Annotated in this window: 37 protein-coding genes; 32 read left to right on the plus strand and 5 right to left on the minus strand. The window is 56.4% G+C overall.

The genetic code is table 11. The features are described 5' to 3' along the window. Positions 1-3 precede the first annotated feature (3 nt). Entirely contained in the window at positions 4-333 is a 330-nt protein-coding gene (locus tag BN2694_RS13825; protein WP_135666608.1) for a hypothetical protein, read from the plus strand. A 25-nt stretch (positions 334-358) separates the two neighbouring features. Here the strand turns inward: BN2694_RS13825 and BN2694_RS13830 are convergent, their stop codons facing one another. From BN2694_RS13830 to BN2694_RS13840, 3 genes are read right to left on the minus strand one after another with little or no spacing between them, the layout of a single operon-like run. Beyond that, complete coding sequence (locus BN2694_RS13830) at positions 359-649, minus strand: hypothetical protein (RefSeq protein ID WP_135666610.1); 291 nt, start codon at positions 647-649, stop codon at positions 359-361. A 7-nt stretch (positions 650-656) separates the two neighbouring features. Then, positions 657-917 carry a hypothetical protein gene (locus tag BN2694_RS13835; protein WP_135666612.1) on the minus strand — a complete coding sequence of 87 codons (261 nt, stop codon included), beginning with the start codon at positions 915-917 and terminating at the stop codon, positions 657-659. Next, positions 910-1,386, minus strand: coding sequence for a hypothetical protein (locus tag BN2694_RS13840; RefSeq protein ID WP_135666614.1), 477 nt, complete (start codon positions 1,384-1,386; stop codon positions 910-912). Before BN2694_RS13840 ends, BN2694_RS13835 begins: the two co-directional genes overlap by 8 nt. A 172-nt stretch (positions 1,387-1,558) precedes the next feature. Between BN2694_RS13840 and BN2694_RS17215 the strand changes: the two genes are divergently transcribed. The 7 genes from BN2694_RS17215 (at position 1,559) to BN2694_RS13870 (ending at position 7,239) form a co-directional block, all read left to right on the plus strand. Then, positions 1,559-1,708 carry a hypothetical protein gene (locus tag BN2694_RS17215; RefSeq protein WP_167880045.1) on the plus strand — a complete coding sequence of 50 codons (150 nt, stop codon included), beginning with the start codon at positions 1,559-1,561 and terminating at the stop codon, positions 1,706-1,708. Positions 1,709-1,710: 2 nt separating this feature from the next. Further along, positions 1,711-2,490: a hypothetical protein gene (locus tag BN2694_RS13845; protein ID WP_135666616.1), complete on the plus strand. Its 780-nt coding sequence runs from the start codon at positions 1,711-1,713 to the stop codon at positions 2,488-2,490. A 55-nt stretch (positions 2,491-2,545) separates the two neighbouring features. After that, positions 2,546-4,756 (plus strand): CDC48 family AAA ATPase, encoded by a 2,211-nt coding sequence (locus BN2694_RS13850; RefSeq protein WP_135666618.1) that lies wholly within the window; start codon positions 2,546-2,548, stop codon positions 4,754-4,756. A gap of 50 nt (positions 4,757-4,806) precedes the next feature. Then, on the plus strand, positions 4,807-5,157 hold the full coding sequence (locus BN2694_RS13855; protein ID WP_135666620.1) for a hypothetical protein: 351 nt from the start codon (positions 4,807-4,809) through the stop codon (positions 5,155-5,157). Further along, positions 5,150-5,722, plus strand: coding sequence for a metalloprotease family protein (locus BN2694_RS13860; RefSeq protein WP_135666622.1), 573 nt, complete (start codon positions 5,150-5,152; stop codon positions 5,720-5,722). The genes BN2694_RS13855 and BN2694_RS13860 overlap by 8 nt, the downstream gene beginning before the upstream one ends. Positions 5,723-6,055: 333 nt before the next feature. After that, a complete protein-coding gene (locus BN2694_RS13865; RefSeq protein WP_280176689.1) occupies positions 6,056-6,964 on the plus strand; it encodes a ComEC/Rec2 family competence protein in 909 nt (302 codons plus the stop codon). Beyond that, positions 6,961-7,239 carry a DUF3006 family protein gene (locus tag BN2694_RS13870; RefSeq protein WP_135666626.1) on the plus strand — a complete coding sequence of 93 codons (279 nt, stop codon included), beginning with the start codon at positions 6,961-6,963 and terminating at the stop codon, positions 7,237-7,239. The genes BN2694_RS13865 and BN2694_RS13870 overlap by 4 nt, the downstream gene beginning before the upstream one ends. Before the next feature lie 27 nt (positions 7,240-7,266). On the opposite strand, the gene BN2694_RS13875 is transcribed toward BN2694_RS13870, so the two are convergent. Further along, complete coding sequence (locus tag BN2694_RS13875) at positions 7,267-8,019, minus strand: hypothetical protein (RefSeq protein ID WP_135666628.1); 753 nt, start codon at positions 8,017-8,019, stop codon at positions 7,267-7,269. Positions 8,020-8,083: 64 nt separating this feature from the next. Here BN2694_RS13875 and BN2694_RS13880 point away from each other — a divergent pair, with 64 nt between their 5' ends. The 20 genes from BN2694_RS13880 to BN2694_RS13980 all read left to right on the plus strand — a co-directional run bounded on the left by BN2694_RS13880 (position 8,084) and on the right by BN2694_RS13980 (position 18,324). Beyond that, a complete protein-coding gene (locus tag BN2694_RS13880; RefSeq protein WP_244605467.1) occupies positions 8,084-8,743 on the plus strand; it encodes a hypothetical protein in 660 nt (219 codons plus the stop codon). A gap of 179 nt (positions 8,744-8,922) precedes the next feature. Further along, a complete protein-coding gene (locus BN2694_RS13885; protein WP_135666630.1) occupies positions 8,923-9,231 on the plus strand; it encodes a hypothetical protein in 309 nt (102 codons plus the stop codon). Positions 9,232-9,390: 159 nt separating this feature from the next. Then, positions 9,391-9,708: a hypothetical protein gene (locus BN2694_RS13890; protein ID WP_135666632.1), complete on the plus strand. Its 318-nt coding sequence runs from the start codon at positions 9,391-9,393 to the stop codon at positions 9,706-9,708. 158 nt (positions 9,709-9,866) lie between these two features. Continuing rightward, positions 9,867-10,148, plus strand: coding sequence for a hypothetical protein (locus tag BN2694_RS13895; RefSeq protein ID WP_135666634.1), 282 nt, complete (start codon positions 9,867-9,869; stop codon positions 10,146-10,148). Positions 10,149-10,551: 403 nt separating this feature from the next. After that, a complete protein-coding gene (locus tag BN2694_RS13900) occupies positions 10,552-10,782 on the plus strand; it encodes a hypothetical protein (protein WP_135666636.1) in 231 nt (76 codons plus the stop codon). Next, the gene (locus BN2694_RS13905; protein ID WP_135666638.1) at positions 10,775-11,149 is read left to right on the plus strand and encodes a hypothetical protein; all 375 of its coding nucleotides are present in this window, start codon (positions 10,775-10,777) and stop codon (positions 11,147-11,149) included. Before BN2694_RS13900 ends, BN2694_RS13905 begins: the two co-directional genes overlap by 8 nt. Positions 11,150-11,151: 2 nt before the next feature. After that, a complete protein-coding gene (locus BN2694_RS13910; protein ID WP_210408984.1) occupies positions 11,152-11,481 on the plus strand; it encodes a hypothetical protein in 330 nt (109 codons plus the stop codon). Beyond that, positions 11,478-12,101: a hypothetical protein gene (locus tag BN2694_RS13915; RefSeq protein ID WP_135666640.1), complete on the plus strand. Its 624-nt coding sequence runs from the start codon at positions 11,478-11,480 to the stop codon at positions 12,099-12,101. The genes BN2694_RS13910 and BN2694_RS13915 overlap by 4 nt, the downstream gene beginning before the upstream one ends. Beyond that, a complete protein-coding gene (locus tag BN2694_RS13920; protein ID WP_135666642.1) occupies positions 12,091-12,360 on the plus strand; it encodes a hypothetical protein in 270 nt (89 codons plus the stop codon). Before BN2694_RS13915 ends, BN2694_RS13920 begins: the two co-directional genes overlap by 11 nt. Before the next feature lie 373 nt (positions 12,361-12,733). Continuing rightward, positions 12,734-13,153 (plus strand): hypothetical protein, encoded by a 420-nt coding sequence (locus BN2694_RS13930; protein WP_135666645.1) that lies wholly within the window; start codon positions 12,734-12,736, stop codon positions 13,151-13,153. Then, a complete protein-coding gene (locus BN2694_RS13935; RefSeq protein WP_135666647.1) occupies positions 13,146-13,361 on the plus strand; it encodes a hypothetical protein in 216 nt (71 codons plus the stop codon). The genes BN2694_RS13930 and BN2694_RS13935 overlap by 8 nt, the downstream gene beginning before the upstream one ends. A 6-nt stretch (positions 13,362-13,367) precedes the next feature. Continuing rightward, positions 13,368-14,033, plus strand: a complete 666-nt coding sequence (locus BN2694_RS18175) for a GNAT family N-acetyltransferase (protein ID WP_135666649.1) — start codon at positions 13,368-13,370, stop codon at positions 14,031-14,033. Continuing rightward, entirely contained in the window at positions 14,026-14,250 is a 225-nt protein-coding gene (locus BN2694_RS13945) for a hypothetical protein (protein WP_135666651.1), read from the plus strand. Before BN2694_RS18175 ends, BN2694_RS13945 begins: the two co-directional genes overlap by 8 nt. Further along, positions 14,234-14,779 carry an HNH endonuclease gene (locus tag BN2694_RS13950; protein WP_210408985.1) on the plus strand — a complete coding sequence of 182 codons (546 nt, stop codon included), beginning with the start codon at positions 14,234-14,236 and terminating at the stop codon, positions 14,777-14,779. The genes BN2694_RS13945 and BN2694_RS13950 overlap by 17 nt, the downstream gene beginning before the upstream one ends. A 13-nt stretch (positions 14,780-14,792) precedes the next feature. Then, entirely contained in the window at positions 14,793-15,644 is an 852-nt protein-coding gene (locus BN2694_RS13955; RefSeq protein ID WP_135666655.1) for a DUF5131 family protein, read from the plus strand. A gap of 345 nt (positions 15,645-15,989) precedes the next feature. After that, positions 15,990-16,247 carry a hypothetical protein gene (locus BN2694_RS13960; RefSeq protein WP_135666657.1) on the plus strand — a complete coding sequence of 86 codons (258 nt, stop codon included), beginning with the start codon at positions 15,990-15,992 and terminating at the stop codon, positions 16,245-16,247. Then, complete coding sequence (locus BN2694_RS13965) at positions 16,240-16,590, plus strand: hypothetical protein (RefSeq protein ID WP_135666659.1); 351 nt, start codon at positions 16,240-16,242, stop codon at positions 16,588-16,590. The genes BN2694_RS13960 and BN2694_RS13965 overlap by 8 nt, the downstream gene beginning before the upstream one ends. Before the next feature lie 243 nt (positions 16,591-16,833). Continuing rightward, complete coding sequence (locus BN2694_RS13970; protein ID WP_135666661.1) at positions 16,834-17,256, plus strand: hypothetical protein; 423 nt, start codon at positions 16,834-16,836, stop codon at positions 17,254-17,256. Beyond that, entirely contained in the window at positions 17,246-17,788 is a 543-nt protein-coding gene (locus BN2694_RS13975; protein WP_135666663.1) for a hypothetical protein, read from the plus strand. The genes BN2694_RS13970 and BN2694_RS13975 overlap by 11 nt, the downstream gene beginning before the upstream one ends. A gap of 2 nt (positions 17,789-17,790) precedes the next feature. Beyond that, positions 17,791-18,324, plus strand: coding sequence for a metal-dependent hydrolase (locus tag BN2694_RS13980; protein WP_135666665.1), 534 nt, complete (start codon positions 17,791-17,793; stop codon positions 18,322-18,324). On the opposite strand, the gene BN2694_RS13985 is transcribed toward BN2694_RS13980, so the two are convergent. Further along, on the minus strand, positions 18,306-19,166 hold the full coding sequence (locus BN2694_RS13985) for a hypothetical protein (RefSeq protein WP_244605468.1): 861 nt from the start codon (positions 19,164-19,166) through the stop codon (positions 18,306-18,308). The genes BN2694_RS13980 and BN2694_RS13985 overlap by 19 nt on opposite strands. 117 nt (positions 19,167-19,283) lie before the next feature. On the opposite strand from BN2694_RS13985, the gene BN2694_RS13990 reads away from it, so the two are divergent. The 4 genes from BN2694_RS13990 to BN2694_RS14005 are packed head-to-tail and all read left to right on the plus strand — an operon-like array spanning position 19,284 to position 22,399. Beyond that, on the plus strand, positions 19,284-19,679 hold the full coding sequence (locus BN2694_RS13990) for a hypothetical protein (RefSeq protein WP_135666667.1): 396 nt from the start codon (positions 19,284-19,286) through the stop codon (positions 19,677-19,679). 3 nt (positions 19,680-19,682) lie between these two features. Then, on the plus strand, positions 19,683-20,030 hold the full coding sequence (locus BN2694_RS13995) for a hypothetical protein (RefSeq protein ID WP_135666669.1): 348 nt from the start codon (positions 19,683-19,685) through the stop codon (positions 20,028-20,030). Then, positions 20,027-20,578 carry a DUF6884 domain-containing protein gene (locus tag BN2694_RS14000; RefSeq protein ID WP_135666671.1) on the plus strand — a complete coding sequence of 184 codons (552 nt, stop codon included), beginning with the start codon at positions 20,027-20,029 and terminating at the stop codon, positions 20,576-20,578. The genes BN2694_RS13995 and BN2694_RS14000 overlap by 4 nt, the downstream gene beginning before the upstream one ends. 18 nt (positions 20,579-20,596) lie before the next feature. Continuing rightward, the gene (locus tag BN2694_RS14005) at positions 20,597-22,399 is read left to right on the plus strand and encodes an ATP-binding protein (protein ID WP_210408986.1); all 1,803 of its coding nucleotides are present in this window, start codon (positions 20,597-20,599) and stop codon (positions 22,397-22,399) included. The last annotated feature ends 62 nt before the right edge of the window (positions 22,400-22,461 follow it).

The raw sequence follows: 22,461 nt of genomic DNA on the forward strand, positions 1-22,461 counted from the left end.
ATCATGTCTTCCGGAATCAGTGAATCGAACGGTGGTGCCAGCAGCGAGCATCCCCGACACTTCTCTCGCCGGGCAGAGCTCGAACATGGCGACCGGATTTACGTGTGGCGAGATATCTGGCCGGAAGAACATGGAGACGCTGACTGTCCCGCACCGATCACCGTGTGGATCCTCGAGAGCCCACTTGGGATGGGAAAGTACGGTGTTCGGACGGATCGTGTGCAACCAGGAGAGGAGATCACTGATATCGATGGGTCTGAACATATCGCCGCTGCCGGTTCTGAGGACGAGGCCAAGCAGATAGCGATCGACTGGATGGCCGAGAAGTGCTAGCTGGAGAGGACTACCGTTCGGTTAGTTACTCTTCCGTCGCTTGCTGCGCCGAGTCGAAGACCTTCGGACACAGAACTTGTCCCTTCACGCCTTCGAACGATGCTTCCCATAGTCGTTCATTTTGGCGTTCAAAGTCCTCGATGGTAGCGTTGAAGCCGTACTTAGATAGGGCCCCGACAGCATGGTTTAGAGCGGCTTCCGGGTTTGAGAACAACAATTCATCTGTGTGGTGGCCAAGAGATTCATCGAAGACGCTTCCCTGCCATACAACGGGTTCTTCTCCACCTTCGATCGAGAAGAAGGTACTAGGCTCCATCTTTGTTTCAGGCTTTAGCAGCTTCGAGATCGTCCAGCGCTGCGTTTGCTCGCTTTTGGATGGTTTCGTCCCCATTAGGGTGCTCAGCGTGATCTCGGAGGATCCTTTCACCTCTTTCGCGTTCGTATGGTGTCTCGAGGATTTCTGACGCATCGACGTATTCACGATCCCCTGCATAGAGAATCCAGTCCACCTTCTCCTTCACTTTTGCCGACGAAGTCGGCCGCTCCGGCCCTTCTCCGTCCTCGCTCGGGGTTGTATCATCCATCGTAGTGTTCCTCCCGAAATTCGGCGATGAACTCCGGATCAAGGAGCGAAACCCAACGACACTCCTGACAGTCGAGCGTTCGGCCCGCGAACTCGTCTGGGTCTCCTTTTAGAGCGTTCTTCGACGCGCAGCGGGGACAGACGAACGCGAATCGGAAAGTACCGTCATCGGGGTCAGAGAGATCGAGACCATGACCAGTCGTGAATTCAGTACACACCCCTTCGTCGTTGACCTTCCGTTCTCGAGCCACTTCGGGCCGGTTCTCCTCCACCCACGATCGAATGGCGCTGGCTGTCTGTTTCCCCACGCCGTCTATATCCATGAAGTCAACAGCGTGCCGATAGTGTTCTAAGAGGTCCTCTCTGCTGTCGAACGCATCGGCGATCGCTTTTGCTGGTTGGTCAGCAAGGTCGAACGTGCTTTTGACGGCCCCTTTACCCCATTGTGAGCGGTGTTCTGTTTGACTCATCCAGACGAATATATCAATCCCTCCGGTATAAATCAATGACACCTAGTCGGTGGGAGAGTGCTAAAACCGATATCTTCCGGCTAGTTGGCCCGGGACTTGCAGTCCACGCTTTAATTCTCTAAATACTATTCTAACCCGTAACTTTATATACCCGGGGCCAGAATAATCAGATATGAGTCAACACAACCACGCGACGGTCGTCGTGGAACTGGCCGACGTGCCAGGAGATCGAGAGGGAATCGCTGAACAGGTAGAGGACACTCTCGAGGACAAGGGCATGAACGTCGAAAACGCCCACACGAAGTACTTGAAGGAGCTCTAACTATGAGTGCTGATCAGCTGGAACCCACACAGAGCAAGATTCGGCGCCGAAAGAATGACCAGTACGACCTCCCTCTGGGAGAGCTCTCCCAGTCCCACGACTTCTCAGGGCGGGTCAACTACTCGATCGTCCCGAAGTGGGCTGACGCAGGCCGTGAGACGAATCTCGTTTACGAGGCGCGTCCGGGAGAAGGTCGGAAGGGGAACACTCGAAGCGTCCTGAAAAACGGCGAGAAGTTCACGATCCGGTTCCCGAAAACCCTACTCCGGGAGCGGGGGCTCCTGGGTGGGGAGACGTCGGTGACCCTGTTGTCCCCTGAAGAGGGACGAGTCCAGATCGTCCTCCCGGAACCATTCGAACACATCCACGAGTTCCACCCGGTCGATAACGTCGCCTCGAAGGAGAAAATCCCGACGAAGCGTATGGGCCCTGGACGGGAATATGAGAAATACCGGCTGTTCCTCCCGACGCAGTACAACCGACACTACGAGGATCTGCCGAGAACGACTCGGTGGTCCCTGGCTATCGCAGGGGGTCAGCCGGCACTCGCGATGACGTTCATCGACGAAGACGATGTCGACGAGGAGAACATGCTGGTTTCGAAGCGTCGGACGAAGATCTCAGGAGAGTCCGGCCACCAGATGGAACAGATCGCCGTGTTCCCGCCGATCGGACTTGTCGATGCTCTCGGATGGTACGACAGTCCGGTCGGTCTCATCCCGGAGGAAGACCGCATCGTGTTCGTTCCCGATCCGGCTGGGTCGCCGATGGACCTGAAGTAAACTCGAGGGCGAGTCAACCCATCATTATATAAAAGTTTAAATGGAGTGATATATTATGAGTTTCAATCTAACTGTCAAGCCCATTAAGCAGAAGGATGCTGGGCAGCGGATGGCACTTATCGACACCCAACTTGTCCAAAACCACGAGCTCAACGGGGAGTATATCCTCATTCAAGGGCCGAACGGAACCGCGACCACCGCTCAGGCGTGGTCCGGATATGCGGACGATGAAGGGCAGGGCATTATCCGGATTGACGGAGAAATTCGGAGCGAGCTCGGTATCAATATCGACGACTCTGTCCGGGTGGATGTCGCAGACGTTGAGCCTGCCCAAGCGATCGGGGTGATCATTCCGGAGGACCTCCCGGTCAAGGGGAATTTAGAGCCCTCGCTGCGAGACGAATTCCAGGATCGTGTCGTCCAGGCTGGACAGAAAATCAGCGTAGTTCTGGGACTTGGACCTCGGCAGGAAAACGAGTCGATTCCGGTCTCTATTGAAGCGACTCAGCCCACTGATTCTCTCGTCGTTGTTAGGGAGAACACGAAGATCGAGATCAAACAAGGCGACCCGACTGCAAAGGAGACTGCCAACCAGGAAGGAGAGGCGCTCCCGGACGTTAACTACGAGGATATTGGTGGCCTCAACGATGAGATCACGCAAATCCGGGAGATGATCGAGGTGCCAATGCGGCATCCGGAACTCTTCACCAAGCTGGGGGTCGAACCGCCCCGAGGGCTCCTTCTCCACGGCCCGCCTGGGACGGGCAAAACGTTGCTCGCGAAGGCCGTCGCAAACGAGGTGAACGCTCACTACTACCCCATCTCTGGCCCGGAGATCATGTCCAAGTACTACGGGGAGAGTGAAGAGCGGCTCCGCGAAGTGTTCGAGAAGGCTCAGCAGCATGAGCCTGCCATCATCTTTATCGACGAAGTGGACTCGATCGCGTCTGACCGGGCGAATGGCGATAGCGATGAATTCGAGAAGCGGATTGTCTCGCAGATGCTTACCCTCATGGACGGCCTCGAAGGTCGCGGTGACGTCATCGTGATCGGGGCGACGAACCGGCCAGACGCTATTGACGACGCTTTGCGCCGGGGCGGCCGGTTCGATCGTGAGATCGAGATCGGCGTCCCTGACAAAAACGGTCGGAAGGAGATCCTCCAGGTTCACACCCGAGAAATGCCGCTGGCAGACAACGTTGATATCGAGGCCTTCGCCGATCGGACCCACGGGTTCGTCGGTGCGGACCTGGCTGAGCTCGTGAAAGAGACAGCCATGAATTCCTTGAGCCGGGTGCGGCCCGATATCGATCCTGAGACAGACGAAATCGATGCTCAGGTGCTTCAGAATCTCGAAGTCAAGCAAAAAGACTTCGAAGAGGCCCTCAAAGGAATCGAACCCTCGGGGATGCGGGAGGTGTTCACCGAAGTCCCGGATGTAACGTGGGAAGACATTGGAGGCCTCGAGGGGCAGATTCAACGACTCCGGGAGATGGTCGAATGGCCGTTAGAGTGTCCCCAGATGTTCGAAGAGCTCTCCACCGATCCGACGAAGGGTGTGCTACTCTACGGACCGCCTGGGACCGGGAAGACGTTGCTCGCAAAGGCCGTCGCAAACCAAACGCAGAGCAACTTTATCTCGATCAAGGGGCCCGAACTTCACAGCAAGTGGATGGGCGAAAGCGAAGAGCGCGTCAGGGAGATCTTCGCCAAGGCCCGAGAGAATGCTCCGTCTGTGATCTTTTTCGACGAGATTGACGCGCTCGCTCCGCAACGGGGCGCTTCTCCACACTCTTCGGAGGTGTCGACGAACATCGTCTCTCAGCTACTCACCGAGATGGACGGTCTCGACCAACTTGAGAACGTGGTCGTGATCGGAGCGACGAACCGGCCGGAAGCGATCGATGATGCGCTTCTCCGGCCTGGCCGCTTCGATGAACACGTCCGGGTCGGGCTTCCGGACCACGAGGCTCGAAAGCAAGTTTTCGAGGCGCACACCCGAGGTATGCCTCTCGGAGATGTCAGCTTCGAGAAGCTGGCTGAAGAGACTGAAGACTACTCGGGAGCCGATATCGAGGCCGTCTGCCGCGAAGCTGCGATGATCACAGCCAGGGAAACCTTCGGGAAAAAGGACCCATCGTCAATCGAAGAAGTTCCGTCAGGGGTCAAGGTTGAGCAGGCACACTTCGAGCATGCTATCGACAGCGTCGGCTCGAGTCTCAGGGCCGCTGATGAAGGGTCACCGCTCAGCGGCCAATACGGCTAATACTATTTTAACCCGTAAGATTTAAGTTAAATCCGAATCAATTGGGGGATATGAAACAGACAGCAGCCTTCGAGAGTGAAGAAGAGGCAACGATGTGGATCCGGGAAACCGTCATTCCGGAGCACGCCAACGAAATCAAAAAGCACGGACCACACGAGGTCGCAACGCACCTTGACTACTCGCACATCGACCGGTACAGTCTCGCGAAACACCTCACCGACCCCGTCGAAACAAATCACGTTCCAGGCCCGATCGAACGTCTCGAACGTGAGGTTCAGCTACGGGTCGCACGAACAATAGCCGACTGTATAGCAGCAGGTGACGTCGACGCCGCAATTCAGGTCGATGATCTACCACCGGCCTACCGCCCCGATTCAAATGAGGTGACGGCTCATGCTTAGCGTTCGTCGGTACCTGCTGCCTATCGTGATGGCTCCCGGAGTGATCGTTCACGAGCTCGCGCACTTCTTCGCCTGCGTGTTCACCGGGGTTTCAGTCAACAAGGTCGTTCTTTTCCGGTTCGGGAGTCCGCCAGGGTACGTTGAGCACGATGTCCCGAGAAGCTACACGAAACGCATCGTGATCGCCATAGCCCCCCTACTGCTGAATCTGAGTCTCGGGACGCTACTCTTTGCCTGGAGTGCCTCAGCGGATGTCGTTTCGGGTGTTGCAGCAATGATCCTCGGGACGATCATCATAGCTGCATCTCTCCCAAGTGAAATCGATATGGAGAGCCTGATCCCGTACTCACTCTTGGGCTATCTTCATCCGATGTTCCTCATCTCGCTTCCGATGATCATTGTGCTGTATTTGATTAGCCGTTTCCGGGCTTTTGGCACGAATGCTATCTTCACTATCGGCGCGGTAGTGACGCTCTTCCTGATGTTCCACACGTCAGTAATCAATCCACCTACCTTGGATGCCGTCATTCAGGCCGGCCAGAACCTCTTGGAACCGTCGTCTTGAGCCACTCTGAGCGATACTCTCCACTTTTATGACGACAGGAATTAGATTTCAGAGAGTCAGACTATGGTAAAGCGCATAGCGCTCATCCTTCTGGTGGGGTGTTTGGTTGCGTTCGCCGGTTGTTCCGACATTACTGACGATCTCGGATCAGAATCGGCGGAGTTAGAAACGACTCCGCAAGACACCCCCCTCGTCGACAGTACAACCGATACAAGTGAACCAGCAGAAAGTTCAGCAGCTATCAGTGAGACAGCGACAGCGGGAGATACCACCGCTAACGAGGGTGATTCGAGCGATACCCCCAGAACTGACGGGACTCTTGAGATACATCATATCGATGTTGGGCAAGCAGACTCAACGTTGATCGTTACGCCGGATGGGGAGACGATTCTCATTGATACAGGTGGGTGGCGAGACGACGGCGAAACAGTACTACAGTATCTCGATTCCCAAGGTGTCGACCGGATCGACCACCTCGTTGAAACCCACCCGCACGCAGACCATATCGGCGGTCACGAAGCGGTGATCAACCACTTCGAAACCGAGGGAGAAGGAATCGGTGCAGCATACGGTTCCGGAGTTACCTCGACATCCAACACGTATGAAGAGTACATCGATGCCGTCGAGAACCACGGAGTCGACTTGTATCGCGTGGAAAGCGGTGATTCCCTTTCCCTCGAAGGGGAGTCAGTAAGTGCGACTGTCCTGAATCCGACCCCGGAAGCGGGTGATGGTATCCACGAAAACTCCGTCAGCCTCCTGGTTGAATACGGCGAGACAAGTTACGTGACTACGGGCGATGCTGAGAGTGATTCCGAGCAACGGATGGTCCAAGCGTTCCCGGAGAAACTTGACTCAGAAGTCTACCAGGCTGGCCACGCCGGCTCCTCAACATCGTCCTCGTCCCAATTCATGAATGTGGTCGACCCCGAGATCGCCGTGATCTCAAGCGCGTATGATAGCCAGTACGGACACCCACACTCCGAAACGCTCGAACGGTTTGCTGAGATGGATATCGAGACGTACTGGACGGGTGTCCACGGTAACGTAGTCCTCGAATCTGATGGGAGTAGTTTCACCGTCACGACTGAAGAAGAGTTCTCGACTGACCCGATGGACATCCTGGACGAAAAACCGACTGATGGGTCGGGGTCAAACTCGCTCGATCCCACTGTTGGTATCGATCCCGGGCCGAGCCTTGGGCCGGCGAGCTCACCAGCTGCCGCAGTCGCACCAGCATGAACGGGACCTACACAGCAGTCGTCGATGAGATCGTCGACGGTGAGACGGCAGTGCTACTTGTCGAGGACCAGGGCGGTGACGAGATCATCAAGCAACTCGATGTCGACGTCGGTAGCCTACCGGACGGATGCAACGAGGAGGGTGTCGTGTGCGAGGCCGTCCTCGAGGATGGAGAGTTGATCAATATTGACCGTCGCGACGAAGAGACAACACGGCGCCGTGAAGACATCCAAGAACGAGTCGATCGCCTCTCGAAGTCACTCAGTGACGAATAGTCCTCTTGGATTCAACCGTTTTTCATTTCACGAGGAGGTATCAGACCGGTCCTCACCACGCTCTTCCATCTGTGCTAGTGTGACTGATTCAGACTCGCGCATAGCGTCCTGGAACGCTTGATCGTAATCTGGTTTGGGGTCTATCGGGGCCAGCCCTCCATAATCGAATAAACAACTCCGCTGGGTAAGGTGGTCATAGCCCGTATTCTCATCCGCGTCATCCAACGTCCATCCGTGTTGCTCGAAAAGGTCTCTGAAATCGTTTGGCTCGAGTGTTTGAGAGAGATTGATGTGTGGGATGCGATATGGATGGCAGTCTTCTATTCTCCGCATCACCAACCATGTGAAGTCTTCTCCCCACGCGTCTACCGGTGCTAGATGGCAAGCTAACGTGGAATGGTCATGAAGAGACTGCCAAGCACGGATCTCGTGAAATATTTCGGTTTCAGGTGCGTATGAGATTTTAGCAACATAGTGAGTGTCGTGGAGAGAGTCGATATAGTGTTCGTTCACGAATTCATCTGGGAGTGCAATAATGGACCGCCCGCCTCTTGGTGAGATTTTAAGATGAGACCATTCCTCTGGAAGTCGGTAGACATCCTTCTCTGATTCATCGAAAAATTCGACAAGGCCATTCAGGAATTCCACGCCTTCCTTGGTCACATTACCTGGCCGAAGGTGGCGAATGTCTGTCTCAATCCCCTTCTCATAAGTTGCCATTGGAATATCGAGCAGTTCCTTCCTATAACAGGCCTGCGCTGATACTTTTTGTAGCAGCACCGGCAATTCAGTATCACGATGGTTGATATTCGAAAGGCGGCAGACAGAACAAGGGTGAGTAGCCGTGAGTGAAGAAGGTGGATCGATGCCGGAAGGAATACCAGCGGTCGTCGACGCGATTAACGATGCAGCTGAGGACTTCCGCATCCTCTCACACGGGCCAGAAGACGCCCAGGACCTCCACGAAGACCTGGACACACCGTACCAAGAGTATATCCACACCCACGACCCGTGGGATCGAGCATTCGTGATCTGGTGGGATCAGGCGCCACTACGCGTCGTAGCCGAATATCGAGACATGTTCGTCGCGACTCCGAGCCCAGAGAAACGTTGTGATGAACGGGCAAGCATCTATGCGAACAAGGGAGGGGGAGAGCGGGGCTTAATCCCGGGTCTTCAATACGAGCGTGCTGACGAGACCACAGCATCGGTTTATCTTCGCCCTCAGCCTGTAGAAGGGGAAGAACACCTGTTTCGACTGGTATCCAAACAGAACGAGCCGGTCCCATCACTCACCATTCAGACGTGGGACTTTGGTGTCGAAGAGCCAGCCATCGACGCCGAGCGTCACTTCGAACGCGGAGAACAGGTTCAGGTGACGGAAACTGGAGTGGTGGGGACGGTCGAGTCGATCATCGGTCGGACTGTCGCCATCGATTCCGACAGAACCGAAGAGTACGAACTCGAGCAGTACCGCCCATCCGAGCTCGAATCGGTCGATTAGCGAGATTAAGCGGGTAGTGGCCGGGGACTGGGACGAAAAATTCTTGAAACAATCGACAGCGCTGAAGAGAACGGATAGCGCTCTGTGTTGAGTTGGGTCGCTATGGTGACCGCGAAAGCCCGTGTAAACTATTTTAACCCGTAAGTATTAAGCTATATCCGACCAAATAGGTAGTAAGCATGAGTGGGAGTGAAACCGGAGACAATCACGAGGAAGTCTTCACCGAGATCGGGCGGCAACTGGCCGAACAGCTTGGAGAGTCGATAGACGAAGAGGTTTCATCAGCCGTTGAGAAGCTAGAAGACGACGATATCGTCGCGTTCGGTTTGGTCGCCATTCGGAACGGTGATGAGGGGATTCAGTCAGCCACTCAGCGCGTCATTGACCCGGAGGTAGTCCAGGAGTCGAACAAACCGCCGGAAGAGGTGATCGACGTCTTGCATACGAAGCTGTGTTCGGTCTGGGAAACGGAGGTGGCTGACCGATGATGGGGCGGAGAAGTACCGATGGGGGCAGCCACCTTAAGGCCAAGATCGAACAGTCACAGCGGCAATGCTGGGAGTGCGGTGCCTACTATACGACCCCTACAGACCACCGCGAGTACTGTTCTTTCCATCCGACCACCAGCCGATTGGGGAGTGATCAACATGTGTGAGAGAGGTGTCGGTCGGGACGGGAGCGCGATGTCACGGCTCGATGGGAGCCAGTACGGGGATTCCGAAGGCGATCGGCCAGCGCACGTCGCACCCCCAGAAGCAGAGGAAGCAGATCAGGATAGTGAGGGCGTCCTCGACCTTCGGGTTCTGGGGATTGATGTCGAAGACGAGGAAGCACGGGAAGTGGCCAACACGGTTTATAGCGCCCTCGTCGACGAGCACGACATTCAGGGTGTTGCGCCCGTCCTTCGCGACGATTCAGAGCTCGTCATTGGCGATACCGGGGAGGGATCGACGCATGAGCGATAGCTGCAAAGACGCCACTTATCGGATCGTCGGGGTAATGTCCACATGACACTCAGCAATCAGGATCAAGCAGCGCTTTCACTCGGCCAGTCGATGACCGAGAAAGACCAAGATCCACGACTCAGACTTGGTATTCTTGCGGCGACGCTAGCGATCGACCGGTGGGGGAGAGATCTCGAGCGCGACGGGGTGAGCAACGGTACAGTGCGTTCGACGAGGCCGTCAAGGAAGCGACCGACGCTGTCGTTGCGAAATACACTGATGGCGAAGATGCCGACGTCGACGGTATCGAGGGATATGTCGTCGAAGGGCGAGTTCTCGAACGCGAGCTCTTGAGAGATACCGTCGAGATGGTCGTCGGCATGATCGAAGAGGAAAGCGAATTTGATCGGCATACCCCGGGCCCGATCGTCGAGCCGGCCGAAGAAGAAACAAACACGTGAACTGGTGTGAATTCGAGGACCGTCTGCCCCTCTCGCAACTTTATGAGAGAGGGGTAGATATAACAGATAGGAGATGACTGACAATGCTGAGCAAACGCCAGCTAGGACAGAGGAAAGCGGTCATCACGGGGGAGTGAAGGTTTGAACGCGATCGTCGAGTTTGTCCAAGAAAAGGTCGCAAAGCAGGTGGACCCCGACGACGACCTTCTGGGATTCTCTCAACAGCAGGTTGAGGACTGGCGTGGTTTCGACATAGCCGACCCTTCCGATCACAACCGAGATCATGACCGGTGTTGGACCGGTGCGCCCGGAGTTTGGCACTGTCGAGACTGTAGCGAGTGGTATCGAATCTGGGATGAAACGCCGGAATGGGCCGACGAACAGTCTAACGAAAGTGAACAACATGAGCGATAACTGCAAAAGCGGCACTGACCGCGAGGAAACGCGAACGGTTGACCTGATCGGCCCGACCCGCTTCCGCTTCGAGTTGACTGATGAGGAGTTAGAGCGCGTGAAAGAGTCAGATTCACCGCTCGAGGCAGTAGACCAGAGTCCAGTCGAGTGGGAACCCGACAGAGGCGAGTGGGAAGTCTACACGGAAAAAGAGCAGTCGGATGGGGGTAAGGATGCCTGAGAACAGTACTGAACGGGCCCAATCTTCACCAGACGGGAGGCCAGACGAGGACATCCCGGATGACATTCTCCAAGAATCCGATGTGGATGGACCGTACCAGGCGAAGATCGGGACCCACACACCCACCAGTATTTGGATACACGAAGACGATCTGCCATTTGATGAGGGCGACGCAATCAGGTTCGTGACCACCGATCCTGCCGAGAGACATCCAGAGTGGGGTAGTGAGCAAACAGCAGGACGAATCAACGAGATCCGCTCTCGGCTGGGGTCTCAACTGCTATTCATCACGGAAGAAGATATCCTGGCCCACGAAGCCAAGGAACAGACACCCGATTCGAGAGAGAACAGTACGGGAGGGAAATGACGATGCCGAACATCTGGCAGGGGTGCGTCAAGATCCATCAAGGATGTGGTGGAGTCTGTCGCTGGGTCGAGGCCATCGACCGCCCGGGAGTGGGGTACACGGGGGAGTGTTGCCACTGTGGGAGTACGGACATCCCGACTGAGCAGATGATCCCGCTCAAGGACTACAGCGATCGCCGACTCCTACGAGTCGGCCCGACGGAAGCACTGGCAGATATCGAGTGGGACGAACAGGCGGATTGGGAAGAGAACCAGGCCCGGCTTTCAGCTATCGTCGACGAGATCATGCGGCGAGAGACCGGGCAAACAAGCGCAACTGGTGAGACTGTATGACAGAAGCCGACAGCGACCGCGAGAAGAGGGGTCAAGACTCAGCTGTCGACGATCAGTGTGCGACGGGTGGATGTGAGCGTGAGCCGGTGGACGTCGTCGATCTCGGCCCAGGTCCGAAGGCGCTCTGTCGACCCTGCAAAGCCGCCTATCTCGCCGGCCATAGTGGCGGGCAAGGAGACTTCGGAAAATGGCTTCGGGAGCGAAAAGAGGAGGCAAGAAAACAGTACAAAAGCGGAGGTCCCCGGTCGGCCGATCCTCGGCAGACGGACATCCAACTCGGGAAACACCGGGCGTACAAGCAAGCGTTTCAGGAGTACCTTGATCGGGCTCTGGATGGGGAGGCTGAAGAGTGGGCTTTCGAGGAAGGAGAAGTCATCCGGGAAGAGCACGAGATGCACGCACCCGGTGGCGTCCCGATCGGAAAGTCCGAGTACAAAGTGAAGTACCGGGTTCGTCGCGAGGGGGACGGCGAGCGTTGCTACCTTCTCGAGAAGGAAAACGCCGAGCTCACGCTCTACGCGGCCGGCGCTATCGAAGGGACTTGCGAGGTGATCGAAAAAGCAGAGTCCCAGACGTGGCCGAGAGATGGTTCTACAGGTGGAATTACCGATGCCGGATGACCTTGCTCTTGATCAGACAAGAGTCGAAGAGTTGCGCGAACGGTTGCGACAGAAGGACGATGGCCCTTGGTGGGTGGTAGTTTGTAGCGAGTGTGGGCTTCTCGATCACGATTCAGCCTACGGATCAGCTGAGCGAACAGGGATGCAGCACGTCGACGAACACGTGAGCGACACCCGACACCACGACATCTCTATCGACAAGATCGTCGACCCCACTGACGGGGAAACGTCAGGAGTCGACCAAGGTGATGGTCTGTGAAGGCCCCCACCACAAGAGACGTTCTTCAGAGAAACGGTGTGAGAGCAGCAGTAAGAGTGCTTTTCGCGAGGATCCTCTCAACCGCAATATGCGAACCAAAGCTACGCCTGGGACGGTTCCGTCATGATGGGATCTGTGACTGTTGTGGCGAACCTATTGGGGAGTATGCGGCTGAAAAGCTGGAGTTCGATACCGACAGCACCGACTTAGAGACTAACACCCGCCGGGAGAATCTCCGGGTAATGCTTGAAGCCGAGTATACGCGGATCTGCTTCGATTGTTCTGTTGAAGCCGAATAGGACACTCTCGCCCACACCGGCAGATCGGGGTTTATACCGCAGCAAGAACAACTTCGAATATCAGGAGGAGACCGATGACACGGCATGAAGGTGAGGATTCGGGGGAACGGGCTAGGTGTGACGGTGGAAGGGTGCCTGAACTTGAGGATCTGCTGGATCAAGTCGACATACCCGACGGATGGATCAGCCAGTGGGATGGCGAAACACTCTCCTTGACCTACAAAGCCGTCCCTTTAGATCGTCTCTCCAGACGTTCCTGGCCCGGTATCGACATCAACTATATCGGCCAGATGTGGATGCTGGCCAGCTACGATAGTATCGGTCACGATCTCGGAATCGACCATCAGGGGATTCTCAACCACGGGAAGACGGTGGATTGTCAGCAACTCGACGACGCTGTCGAAGCTACTGAGCATGGGATGAAGCGTGTAGAGGAAGAGGTCGGCGAAGAATTGGACGAAGCCCATCAGACAGGGGAGTGGCCCTATGCTTGAGACGATCCCTGATGAGTGTCAGCTGTGTCGGCCCCTGGAATATCGCGGCGAGGACCTCAACAGCCCGGAGGGGATGGTCGAGATCGCACGGATCGATGGAGGAGCGAAGATCATTCACTGCTGCCGACGGTGTGCTGAAGAACTCTTCACGAATCCAGATTTCACCGAGTACGATACCGATACCGCCCCAGAACAACCGCCTGCTTGAGAGAACATGAATGCTGAATGCGCTCAAGATAGTAGGGGAGTGGGTTGTTCGGTCCCAGGGGTTGAGCTCCGAGAGGTGGACAGCAGAGATGATCTATTCGAGATCGCTCGAGTATGGCATCACTGGTTCGGTGCAAGGTACGGGCCAGATAGGCTCCCAAGAGAGCTCGCGCATATCGTGGGTTGGGTTGACGAGGACGATGCTCCGATCGATGTCTACGCTGTAATCGCCGAACACGAGACGGTTTCTGTTGGGTGGGGGATCGCTGTTCACGCGACACGCCAAGAAACACTTGAGGACCTTCCCGAAGGGTCGTTTGACGCTGAAGAACTTGTTCCAGGATCGGCCGGCTGGATGCAGTTTAGTGCCGTCGATCGAGCGTGGCGAAGCCAAGGGATCGGCCGTGCGCTCTTCGAAAACCGCCTTCGATGGCTAGCTGACCAAGATCCTTCAATCGTTCTGGGCCTGTCTTGGGAGCGCGACGGCCGGACGAGTCGGCCGTTATTCGAGGGGTGTGGCTTCCATCCGATCGAATACTTTCCGGACTACTACGCGAACGTTGACTGGGACCGATCACCGTGCCCGGAGTGCGGAATCACCGTTTCTGACGATGAGGTATGCGAATGTGGGGCTACACTGTGGGCCCTTGACGGGAGTGATATCGATGCTTGAAGACCTTATTGAGCCGCCGGAACGGTCCACAGCAAGAAGCCGGCTGGATCGCTGGCTCACGCTCCTTCGTCCGGAAGAGAATGTCGACGAAGATCCCGACGGTCTGATCTGCCTCTACTGCGGAGAGTCTGGCTTCGAATCACAGGAAGAACTGGAGAACCATCTCGACGACCATCCGTACCTCACCCGGAGGGATGTGCGTGACAGACGCGAGTGAAGGGGGTCGTTTTGAGGAGGTTAGCCGGAAGGACCTCCGCAAGTCGATGGACACGCTTTTCCCGCAGTCTGAACACGATCGGTGCCGCGTCTGTGACGAACCAGTCGTTGACGGCCGCTGGAATTACTGTTCGGAGCGCTGCCGGGAGATAGCGCAGGCAGTCCAGCAGATGTTCATCTGGGATGAAGTTCGAGAAGAGGTCCTCGAACGAGACAACCACACTTGCCAGGAATGCGGTCTCTCGAAAGACCGCTGGTGGCGGGCCTATTGGCAGACGCAAGAGCTCGTGTACGATCACGTCGGTCGCGACGGTTCACGGCTACCCGAATCAGCGTTGATCGAAGCACCGTCGCGTGGCGGCTTCCACGTCGACCACATCGAGCCGATATCTGACGGAGGCCACCCGTTCGACGAGTCGAACCTCCAGACGCTATGCAAGCACTGCCACCACCAGAAGACGGCCAAAGAGAACCGATCTAGTGAGGACATCGAAGAGCGGCCCGAGATCGGCCTCGAGGAGTATCTATGACCGGGGGGACACGATGCAGATAACAGACATCAGCTGGTGTACGTACAGCTGGAATCCGGTCACGGGGTGTACCCGCTGCGGGCCGGAATGTGAGAATTGCTACGCGGAGCGGTTCATGCGCCGCCAAGCGAAACGTGATGATGCCCCCGCGTACATGTCGGGAAAAGCATGGACCCGTGAGAACGAGAACGAGGTCGTCACCTGCCACCCTGATCGATTAGATGAGCCACTCGAGTACTCGTATCCAGACGGGCCGGGCAGGATATTCGTTGTATCGTTCGGCGACCTCTTCCATCGGTGCGTATCCGACTCGTTCATCCAGTCAGTCGTCGATACTGCCCGCGAGTGCCCCGCACAAGAGTTTGTTTTCCTGACGAAGCGTCCAGACCGGGCGGCTCAAATGGAGATCGACTGGCCGACGAACGCCATCGTGGGGACGTCAGTCGGGAGTGGGCCTGGGGGTGAAGAGCCCGACACCACCCACCGGATCGATCAGCTTCGCGGCGTCGACGCTCGCCTCTGGATCAGCTTCGAACCGCTGATCGAACCGGTAGGTGACGTCGACCTCAGCGGCATCGACTGGGTCGTGATCGGCGGCGAGAGCGCGCCCGCTGACGAACGCCGGGAAATGGAACATGTGTGGGCAAAAGCCGTCTACGATCAAGCACGCGCCGCTGACATCCCCGTGTACTACAAGCAGGATAGTGGGGCCAAGCCAGGGGAAAACCCGTATCTCACCGTCCAAGATCCAGAGACAGGTGTGTTCAAACAGCTGGAGATTCAGGAGCACCCTGACATACCCGAGGTGACTCAACGAGCTCGCCAAGAGAAAGAAAATGTGGGGGAGCACGGGGGACGCCGATGAGATACCGGTTGGAAGAATGCCCTCGATGTGATGGGCCTACCTGGTTCGAAAAGCACCCGTCTGGCTGGCGGTGTATGTCCTGCTCGATCTGTTGCCAGGAGTTCCAAAAACCACTATCTCACTGGATATAAGCCGAGATCTAAGATTCCTTGTTCGATAGTCAGATTGATCGCCAAACTCAAGTGCCGACGCACCGCACCGGTTGGCTGGCCGAGCGTATTGACCTTAAGGGGGTCTGGTCGCTCGGCCAATTCCAAACTCCCGACCCACCACCCTTTCCGCATTCTAACGTGATCTACGGATTGACGACTGAGATTTATATGCCAAAACGGTGAAGCTATTTCCATGACAGAAAGCGCGAGTGACCCCTCTCCCACCGAGGTCCTCGAGAATTGTGAGGTGGGAGACGAAATAGTGGTTTCTGCCCGAAAGACGCCCATGACGGTTGCAGAGAAGACTGAGATGGCTGTTGGTGGTGTCTCAGTAGAAGCGAAAAACCACCACGGGAGATACCGTCTCCGGGCTCACGGGGACGGGACGGTTTCGTTCAAAACAGGAGGGAAACTGGTTGACGGGGCAGTGGAAGTGAGTCTGCATGAGTGAGAGCGAAGATGCCGATGGACCCCCGAGTCGGGTCGGCCCAATAGTCTTCGCGGACGAAACAGCCCGCCAGCAACTTCTCGAAGAAGGCGAAGTAGTCACCTTCCGGGCCAGAGAACGGTCGACAGGTGAGACGTGGTGGCGTCGGTCCCGAACAGGTCCGAAAGAAGGCGACGTGATCGTCGAAGAGATCGGCGAGTGCGATCCTCGAGATATCGAGCAACTCGAACCCTACGGGGACAAGAGCGGGTTCCAGAGTGCTCGCGAGTGGAGACACGCGATCAATGCGTTGAACGACGGTCTCGAACCTGGATACCTGTATCGCGTTCGCCCCATAAACAGGTGACGGTGGTTTTCAGTCCTTGCTGGTCCGTTTTTCTGGTGAAGAGTAGTACAGCTGGCCGAGTAGCATTGCTTTGATCGCTCGCCTAACACTTCGAACCGTATCGGCCGGAAGTGAATACTGTTCTAACCCGTAATGTTTAACTTGGGACCGGACCAACTTGGTGCCAGGAAGGGGTAGCATGATACAGCGGTCACAACGCACCAAAAATAGCTTCATACGACCGGAGGTTCTGGAGGGGGTACAATGGTAGAACTCTCTGAGAAAGAAAGGGGGTGGATTCACAGGAATGCGGGGTATCTCAAGCCCCTACTAGAGATAGACGGGTCATTTCTATGGAGAGAAATAAGCCTCTCAAACTCTCTATTGCGGAAAGCTAAAGAAAACCTGGCGATCAAACCCGCCGGGACCGAGTCGTTTGACGGGACAGGAATCAAGCGATGGAAGCTGACTGAGCCTGCTCGGGAGATCATCGAGGAATTCGAACCAGAACAGACCCTTCCGTGCGACTGCCACTACCACGTCAACAGCACGGAAGAGGGAATTAAATGTGAAGTGTGCGGGGAGATCCACACCAAGGCAGAAGTCGAGAAACATCTCTTATCGGACGGGAAAGAGGCGGTAGCTGACGGTGGTGCCAAGAACGGGGGGTCAGGCGATGGCCGATAGTGAGAAGACTGAAGAGACCGCTACCGACGAGGACGACGAAGAATTTGCTAGAGAAATTCTCGATCGAATGGTCGGCCAACACGAAGCAACAATCGGCGACGATGGAGTCGTTTACGTCGGCGACGACGACGATTTCGGTCGGTTCATTCGAGGGTTGGTGAGCCTGTCCCAGAAATCGGAGCGCGATCCGGTCGTAGACGGGTTCACGCCCGAGACCGTCAAGGAAATGGCAGGCGCTCTCGCCGCTTCTCCCGGCGAATACGTCGTCCGAATCGAACGAGGGTGGCAAGCGCCGTGCTACATCTGGTACGTAGAAGCCAAGGAATCGTTCCACTCCGCGGTATTCATCCCCGACGATGAGCGGCCGAGCACGCCCGAGCTCGGGGATACAGGCCGGATGAACCCCTCCGTCTGGAACCATTATTTCGAGTCGGCTCTCGATCCAGACGACGAATACACGTGGGAACTGTTTTTGAAGGAAGATGTTCCTACACTCGTTCGCGGACAGATCGAGAAAGGGGTGGATTCGTAGCTATGCACAGAAAGGGTCATTTCGGAGTTACGCTGGCCGTCTGGTCTATTCTTGGGGTGACACTGACCACGCTCGGCTACCCTGGCGTTGCAGCCCTCGCCCTCCTGGTCATGCTTACCGTCGAGCATCTCCCTGATAGCGATTTCAAAGTTCCAGGCCTCTCGCACCGGGGAGTGTCTCACACCGTGTGGGCCGCTCTCGCCGTCGGTATCGTCGCCGGAGTTGCCCTCTGGTACGTCGCTAAGTCGTCGCCAGCGATAGCCTCTGTAGCGCCGGCGTATGCAGAAATAGGGCTAACCTCCGAACGGTCTGTAGGACTTCTCGGGTTCACGTTCGGAACGATCGGTGTTCTCTCTCACTATGTGGCTGACCTTCTGACCCCGATGGGAGTGACGCTGTTCTGGCCGCTTTCGGATGAAACGTACTCGCTAGACGTGACGAACGCAAGTAACAAGATCGCCAATGTCGTTCTGCTACTCCTTGGTGGGGCGATGGCCAGCGGTGCCGGCTACGTCACTTACTCAGCTTTGGTCTGAGTGTCGAACGGAGGATTGGCCGATGCACTCGACTGTAGGGGCTCCGCGACGGTAGGCGTGACCCCGAGAGCGTTCGCGACGTCGATCTCGAGTTGCTCGTGGGTCTCCCGCATCGACAGCGGGTTTTCCTTCCGTGGCGTCACCTGATCCCGCCAAGCGTGCTGGCCAGCGCCAGCCACCACCTGCTCAGGGACACGGGCCAGGTAGTTCGGCGAAAGAAGCCCGATCAGCAGAATCGGTCGATCCGTCTCTTCCGTGATCGTCTCGAGGTCGTCGACGATTCGCTCAAGTGGGGTTCCCCCGCCGTCAAAGTAGTTGACCGCGTAGTACGCCACGAGCGAGGCATTGAGTTCCTCGAATAGCTGGTAGGAGTACTGACGCTCGTCGAGAGTGCATCCTTTCAGCAGCGGGATTAACTCGGTATCGACACCTTCGTCATGGAGTTTGTCCCGAAGCCACAGTGTGCCTTTGAATACCTTCTTCACCCGTGAGAGGCGTTCTTCTTTCGGAATATCGTTATAGTCAGAATGGTCCATCGGGACGTAGTAGTCCGGCTCAAACTCCCGCACAATATCGAGCTCACCACGACGGAAGTCGTTGTGCTTCCAAGGAATGATATCCAAGAGGTCGTCGTCGATCGTCGACGTCGCGATCACCGTGGTATTCCCAGGGAAGTAGCTCTCCGCATCTTCGCCCCGTTTGACCACGCGACGTGCGTCCTCGAGGTTCATCATCGCAACGCTCGGCTCTGCGGCGTCGAGAAACTCCGAGTGCGACCACTGAGGTTGCACTCGGCAGACAGCCCCCCTTATCGGTAGATCTCGTTCGTCGCTTTTGTTCATCATCAAGCTGTTCCAGGCCCGCCCAAATGACAGTTTCCCTCAAACTGTATCCTATTATAACCCGTAAGTATTAAGTTGTGCCCGTTACAACGTGGAAGTACATCGGAGGTCACTACGATGATCCAGAAAAATCGATCCGTCAAGGAGGTCAACGAATTGGTTCCCAGTCGGGTGGGGAAGTTCATTCGAGATCGGGACTTCGACGGGGCCGGTTCAGCACGTATCGCAACCTACGTCTACGAACCCGACCACACCGGGGAATTGCCGTCCGAATGGGCGCTCGGGCTCTCTAAGCGCCGTTCCGACGTTTGGATCGACGTATACCGCTGGAGTGCGACCCATCACGGTTATATTTCTCTCCGTGACTTCGTCGACGAGGAAGCTGTCAGCGACGACGATCCGCTCGGGGAAATGATTCCCATCCTGGAAGCACTCCTGAGCGAAGTGAGCGAACAGGGGCCGGACAGTCTAGATTCGATCGAAGTCGAAGACATTCTGCCACTGGAGGACTGAATCATGGAGACACCCACAGCTACGCAGACGGCCCGTGTCGTACAGGAGATGGCGTGCCTAAAAGCCGGACAGGCTGAGGCCACGAACGAGCGCTTCGAGTCTGAAGAGATCCGCGCCTTCGCCGGCGAGCACGCCAAGTGTTCCCTCTCGGAACTCTACAGCCGGTGGCAGTCGTGGGTCGGCGAGTGGCTGGCCTCCCGATCTGAAATAGACGGTGATGTTCCTACCGAAGACTGGATCGCCAAGCAGTTTCTCGCGGTCCTTCTCGGTGAAGAACGACCCTACGGGTTCGGTCACTCGGTGATCGTGAGCGAAGACCTGATCAAGGATCTGCGAGGTGATGACGCATGACTACTGTCCTCGGAATCGTCGGCTGTTCGGACAAGAAGTACGATCCTGAGAACTGGGGTAAGGCTCATCCGGACTACGATGAGGGTGATGAAGTGGACACGCTTCCGCTACAGTACCTCTACAAGAGCGGGTATTCGACGGTGAAAAACCGATACGGCAAAACTGTTCCGGGTGACTATCGTATCCTTTCCGCCGGCGTCGGCCTCGCCGATCCGAACAAGCCAATGGAGGACTCCTACGATCGGACGCTCCACAACATGACCGACGAAGAGATCCAAGAGTGGGTCGACGAGGTGGAGCCCACGCTGCGAGAGTGGATCGACTCGAACGCAAAAGGCGACGACGTTGTCGTCCACACTATCCTCGGTTCCGATTACTTGGCGGCCATCAAGCCGATCCTCGAGGACCTTCCCGTCGAGGTGGTGAACATCTTCGAGGGGACGGGAGGCAACGGGGAGCAGATGCAGCTGATGAATTGGCTGGTCGACCAGTACCGGGAAACTGGGGAGGCTGATGTCGAAGAAGGGCGAGAAACGCTCGGGATCTAAAAGTCAGGAGGAAAAAGAATGGCTACAACAGTGACGGGAGACGAACGCACCGATATCGAACCGGAGACTCCGATCCGGTTAGGCTCAGACGTAGAAACCGGGGAAGAGATCGAACTCCCGGTTGCTGAAGTGCTGACCGGACGTGCCTTCGCGACGGGGAAGTCGGGGAGTGGGAAATCCAACTCGGCGAACGTCATCGCCGAGGAGCTTCTCGAACGCGGGTTCCCCCTCCTTATCATCGACACGGATGGGGAGTACTGGTCGCTGAAAGAAGAGTACGAGATCCTCCACGCCGGCGCCGACCAAGAGTGTGATATCCAGGTGTCTCCGGAACACGGGGAGAAGTTGGCGTCACTAGCGCTCGAACAGAACGTCCCGATCATCCTGGACCTCTCCGCGTTTTTCGACGATGACGAAGCAGACGAGCTCATCTACGAGACCGCACGCCACCTGTTCAACAAGGAGAGACAGCTGAAGAAGCCGTTTCTCATCATCGCCGAAGAGGCCCACGAGTACATCCCTGAGCGGGGCGGCGGCGACGTGGCCAACATGATGGTCAGGGTCGGGAAACGGGGGCGAAAGCGTGGACTTGGCCTATTCGCGATCAGTCAGCGGCCACAAGACGTCAAGAAGAGCTACATCAGCCAGTGTGATTGGGTACTCTGGCATCGGCTCACCTGGGATACGGAAACCGACGTCGTCCGCCGCGTGATCGACAAGGAGACAGCGAACGAAGTCCCCGACCTCGACGATGGTGAAGGGTTCCTCCAGGCCGATTTCCTCGATGATCCACTTATCAGGGTCCAGATCAAGCGGATGAAGACATTCGATGGGGGAGCCACCCCTGGCCTCGAAGGGTTCGATCAACCCGAACTGAAATCTGTCAGCGACACTCTCGTCGACGAGCTCGAAGAGATCAGCGAACGTGAAGAACAACGGCAAGACAAGATCGAACGACTCGAATCACAGCTTGAAGAGCGCGAAGAACAGATCGACGATCTCGAGGACCGGGTGGAACGGTTGCTTGACCTCCGGGAGATGGTCGAGAATACTGAGGGACTCGGGAACGCGAGTGTCGATTCCAATTCGGGAGACTTCACAGTTGAGATCGACGGTGAGGCTCTCGAAAGCCCAGATACGATCCAGGCAGAGGTCATGGAGATCAAGCGAGAGAAGGAGAATCTGGCCGATGAGCGTGACGAGCTAGCCCGAACGGTCGAGGAGCAGCGAGAAAAGATCGAGTCCCTACAAGACCGTCTGGAAGAGTTGGAGTGGCTGGATTCCCATCTCGGAGAGATGCGGGAGGCTGTTGAACGGCTCGCAGAGATCACCAACGTCGATACAGACGGCGAAGAGGAATTGCGCTCCCGACTACAGGAGAAAGCACAGCAGGTCCAGGACCTCAAAGAGCAGCGAGACGAACTGGAATCTCGAATCGAGGATCTGGAGAACAACGAAAGCCAGCCAGAAGCCGACCGATCGCCGTTGGTGGAGACAGACGATCAGGAACTCAGCGAGGCGCTCAGCTACGAAGTAATCAAAGACGAGTTTCAAGTCGCGTGCGAAGAGGGAGATTACGCCACCGAGAAGTACCAAGACATCCTTTCCCTAGTCTCAACAGCCGATGACGGTGTCACCGCCAAGATGGCCGGTGAGATCCTCTCAGTCTCCGACACTACGGCCCGAGACGTGCTTCGCGATCTCCGCACGCAGGGGTTCGTTCAATCGGAAGGGGCACGTCCAGAGACGTTCCACCTAGACGAAACCCGCCTCAAACGTCGAGCGGAAGTCGCTAATCGCCGTGTTGGGAAGCAATCGTAGTCAGATGAACCGGCAGAAGGGGACAAGGTGCCGATAAATCGATTCTCGACAAGGTCCTAGAG

It is taken from the genome of Halorhabdus rudnickae (genome assembly GCF_900880625.1).
GTDB classification, from domain to species: Archaea; Halobacteriota; Halobacteria; order Halobacteriales; family Haloarculaceae; genus Halorhabdus; species Halorhabdus rudnickae.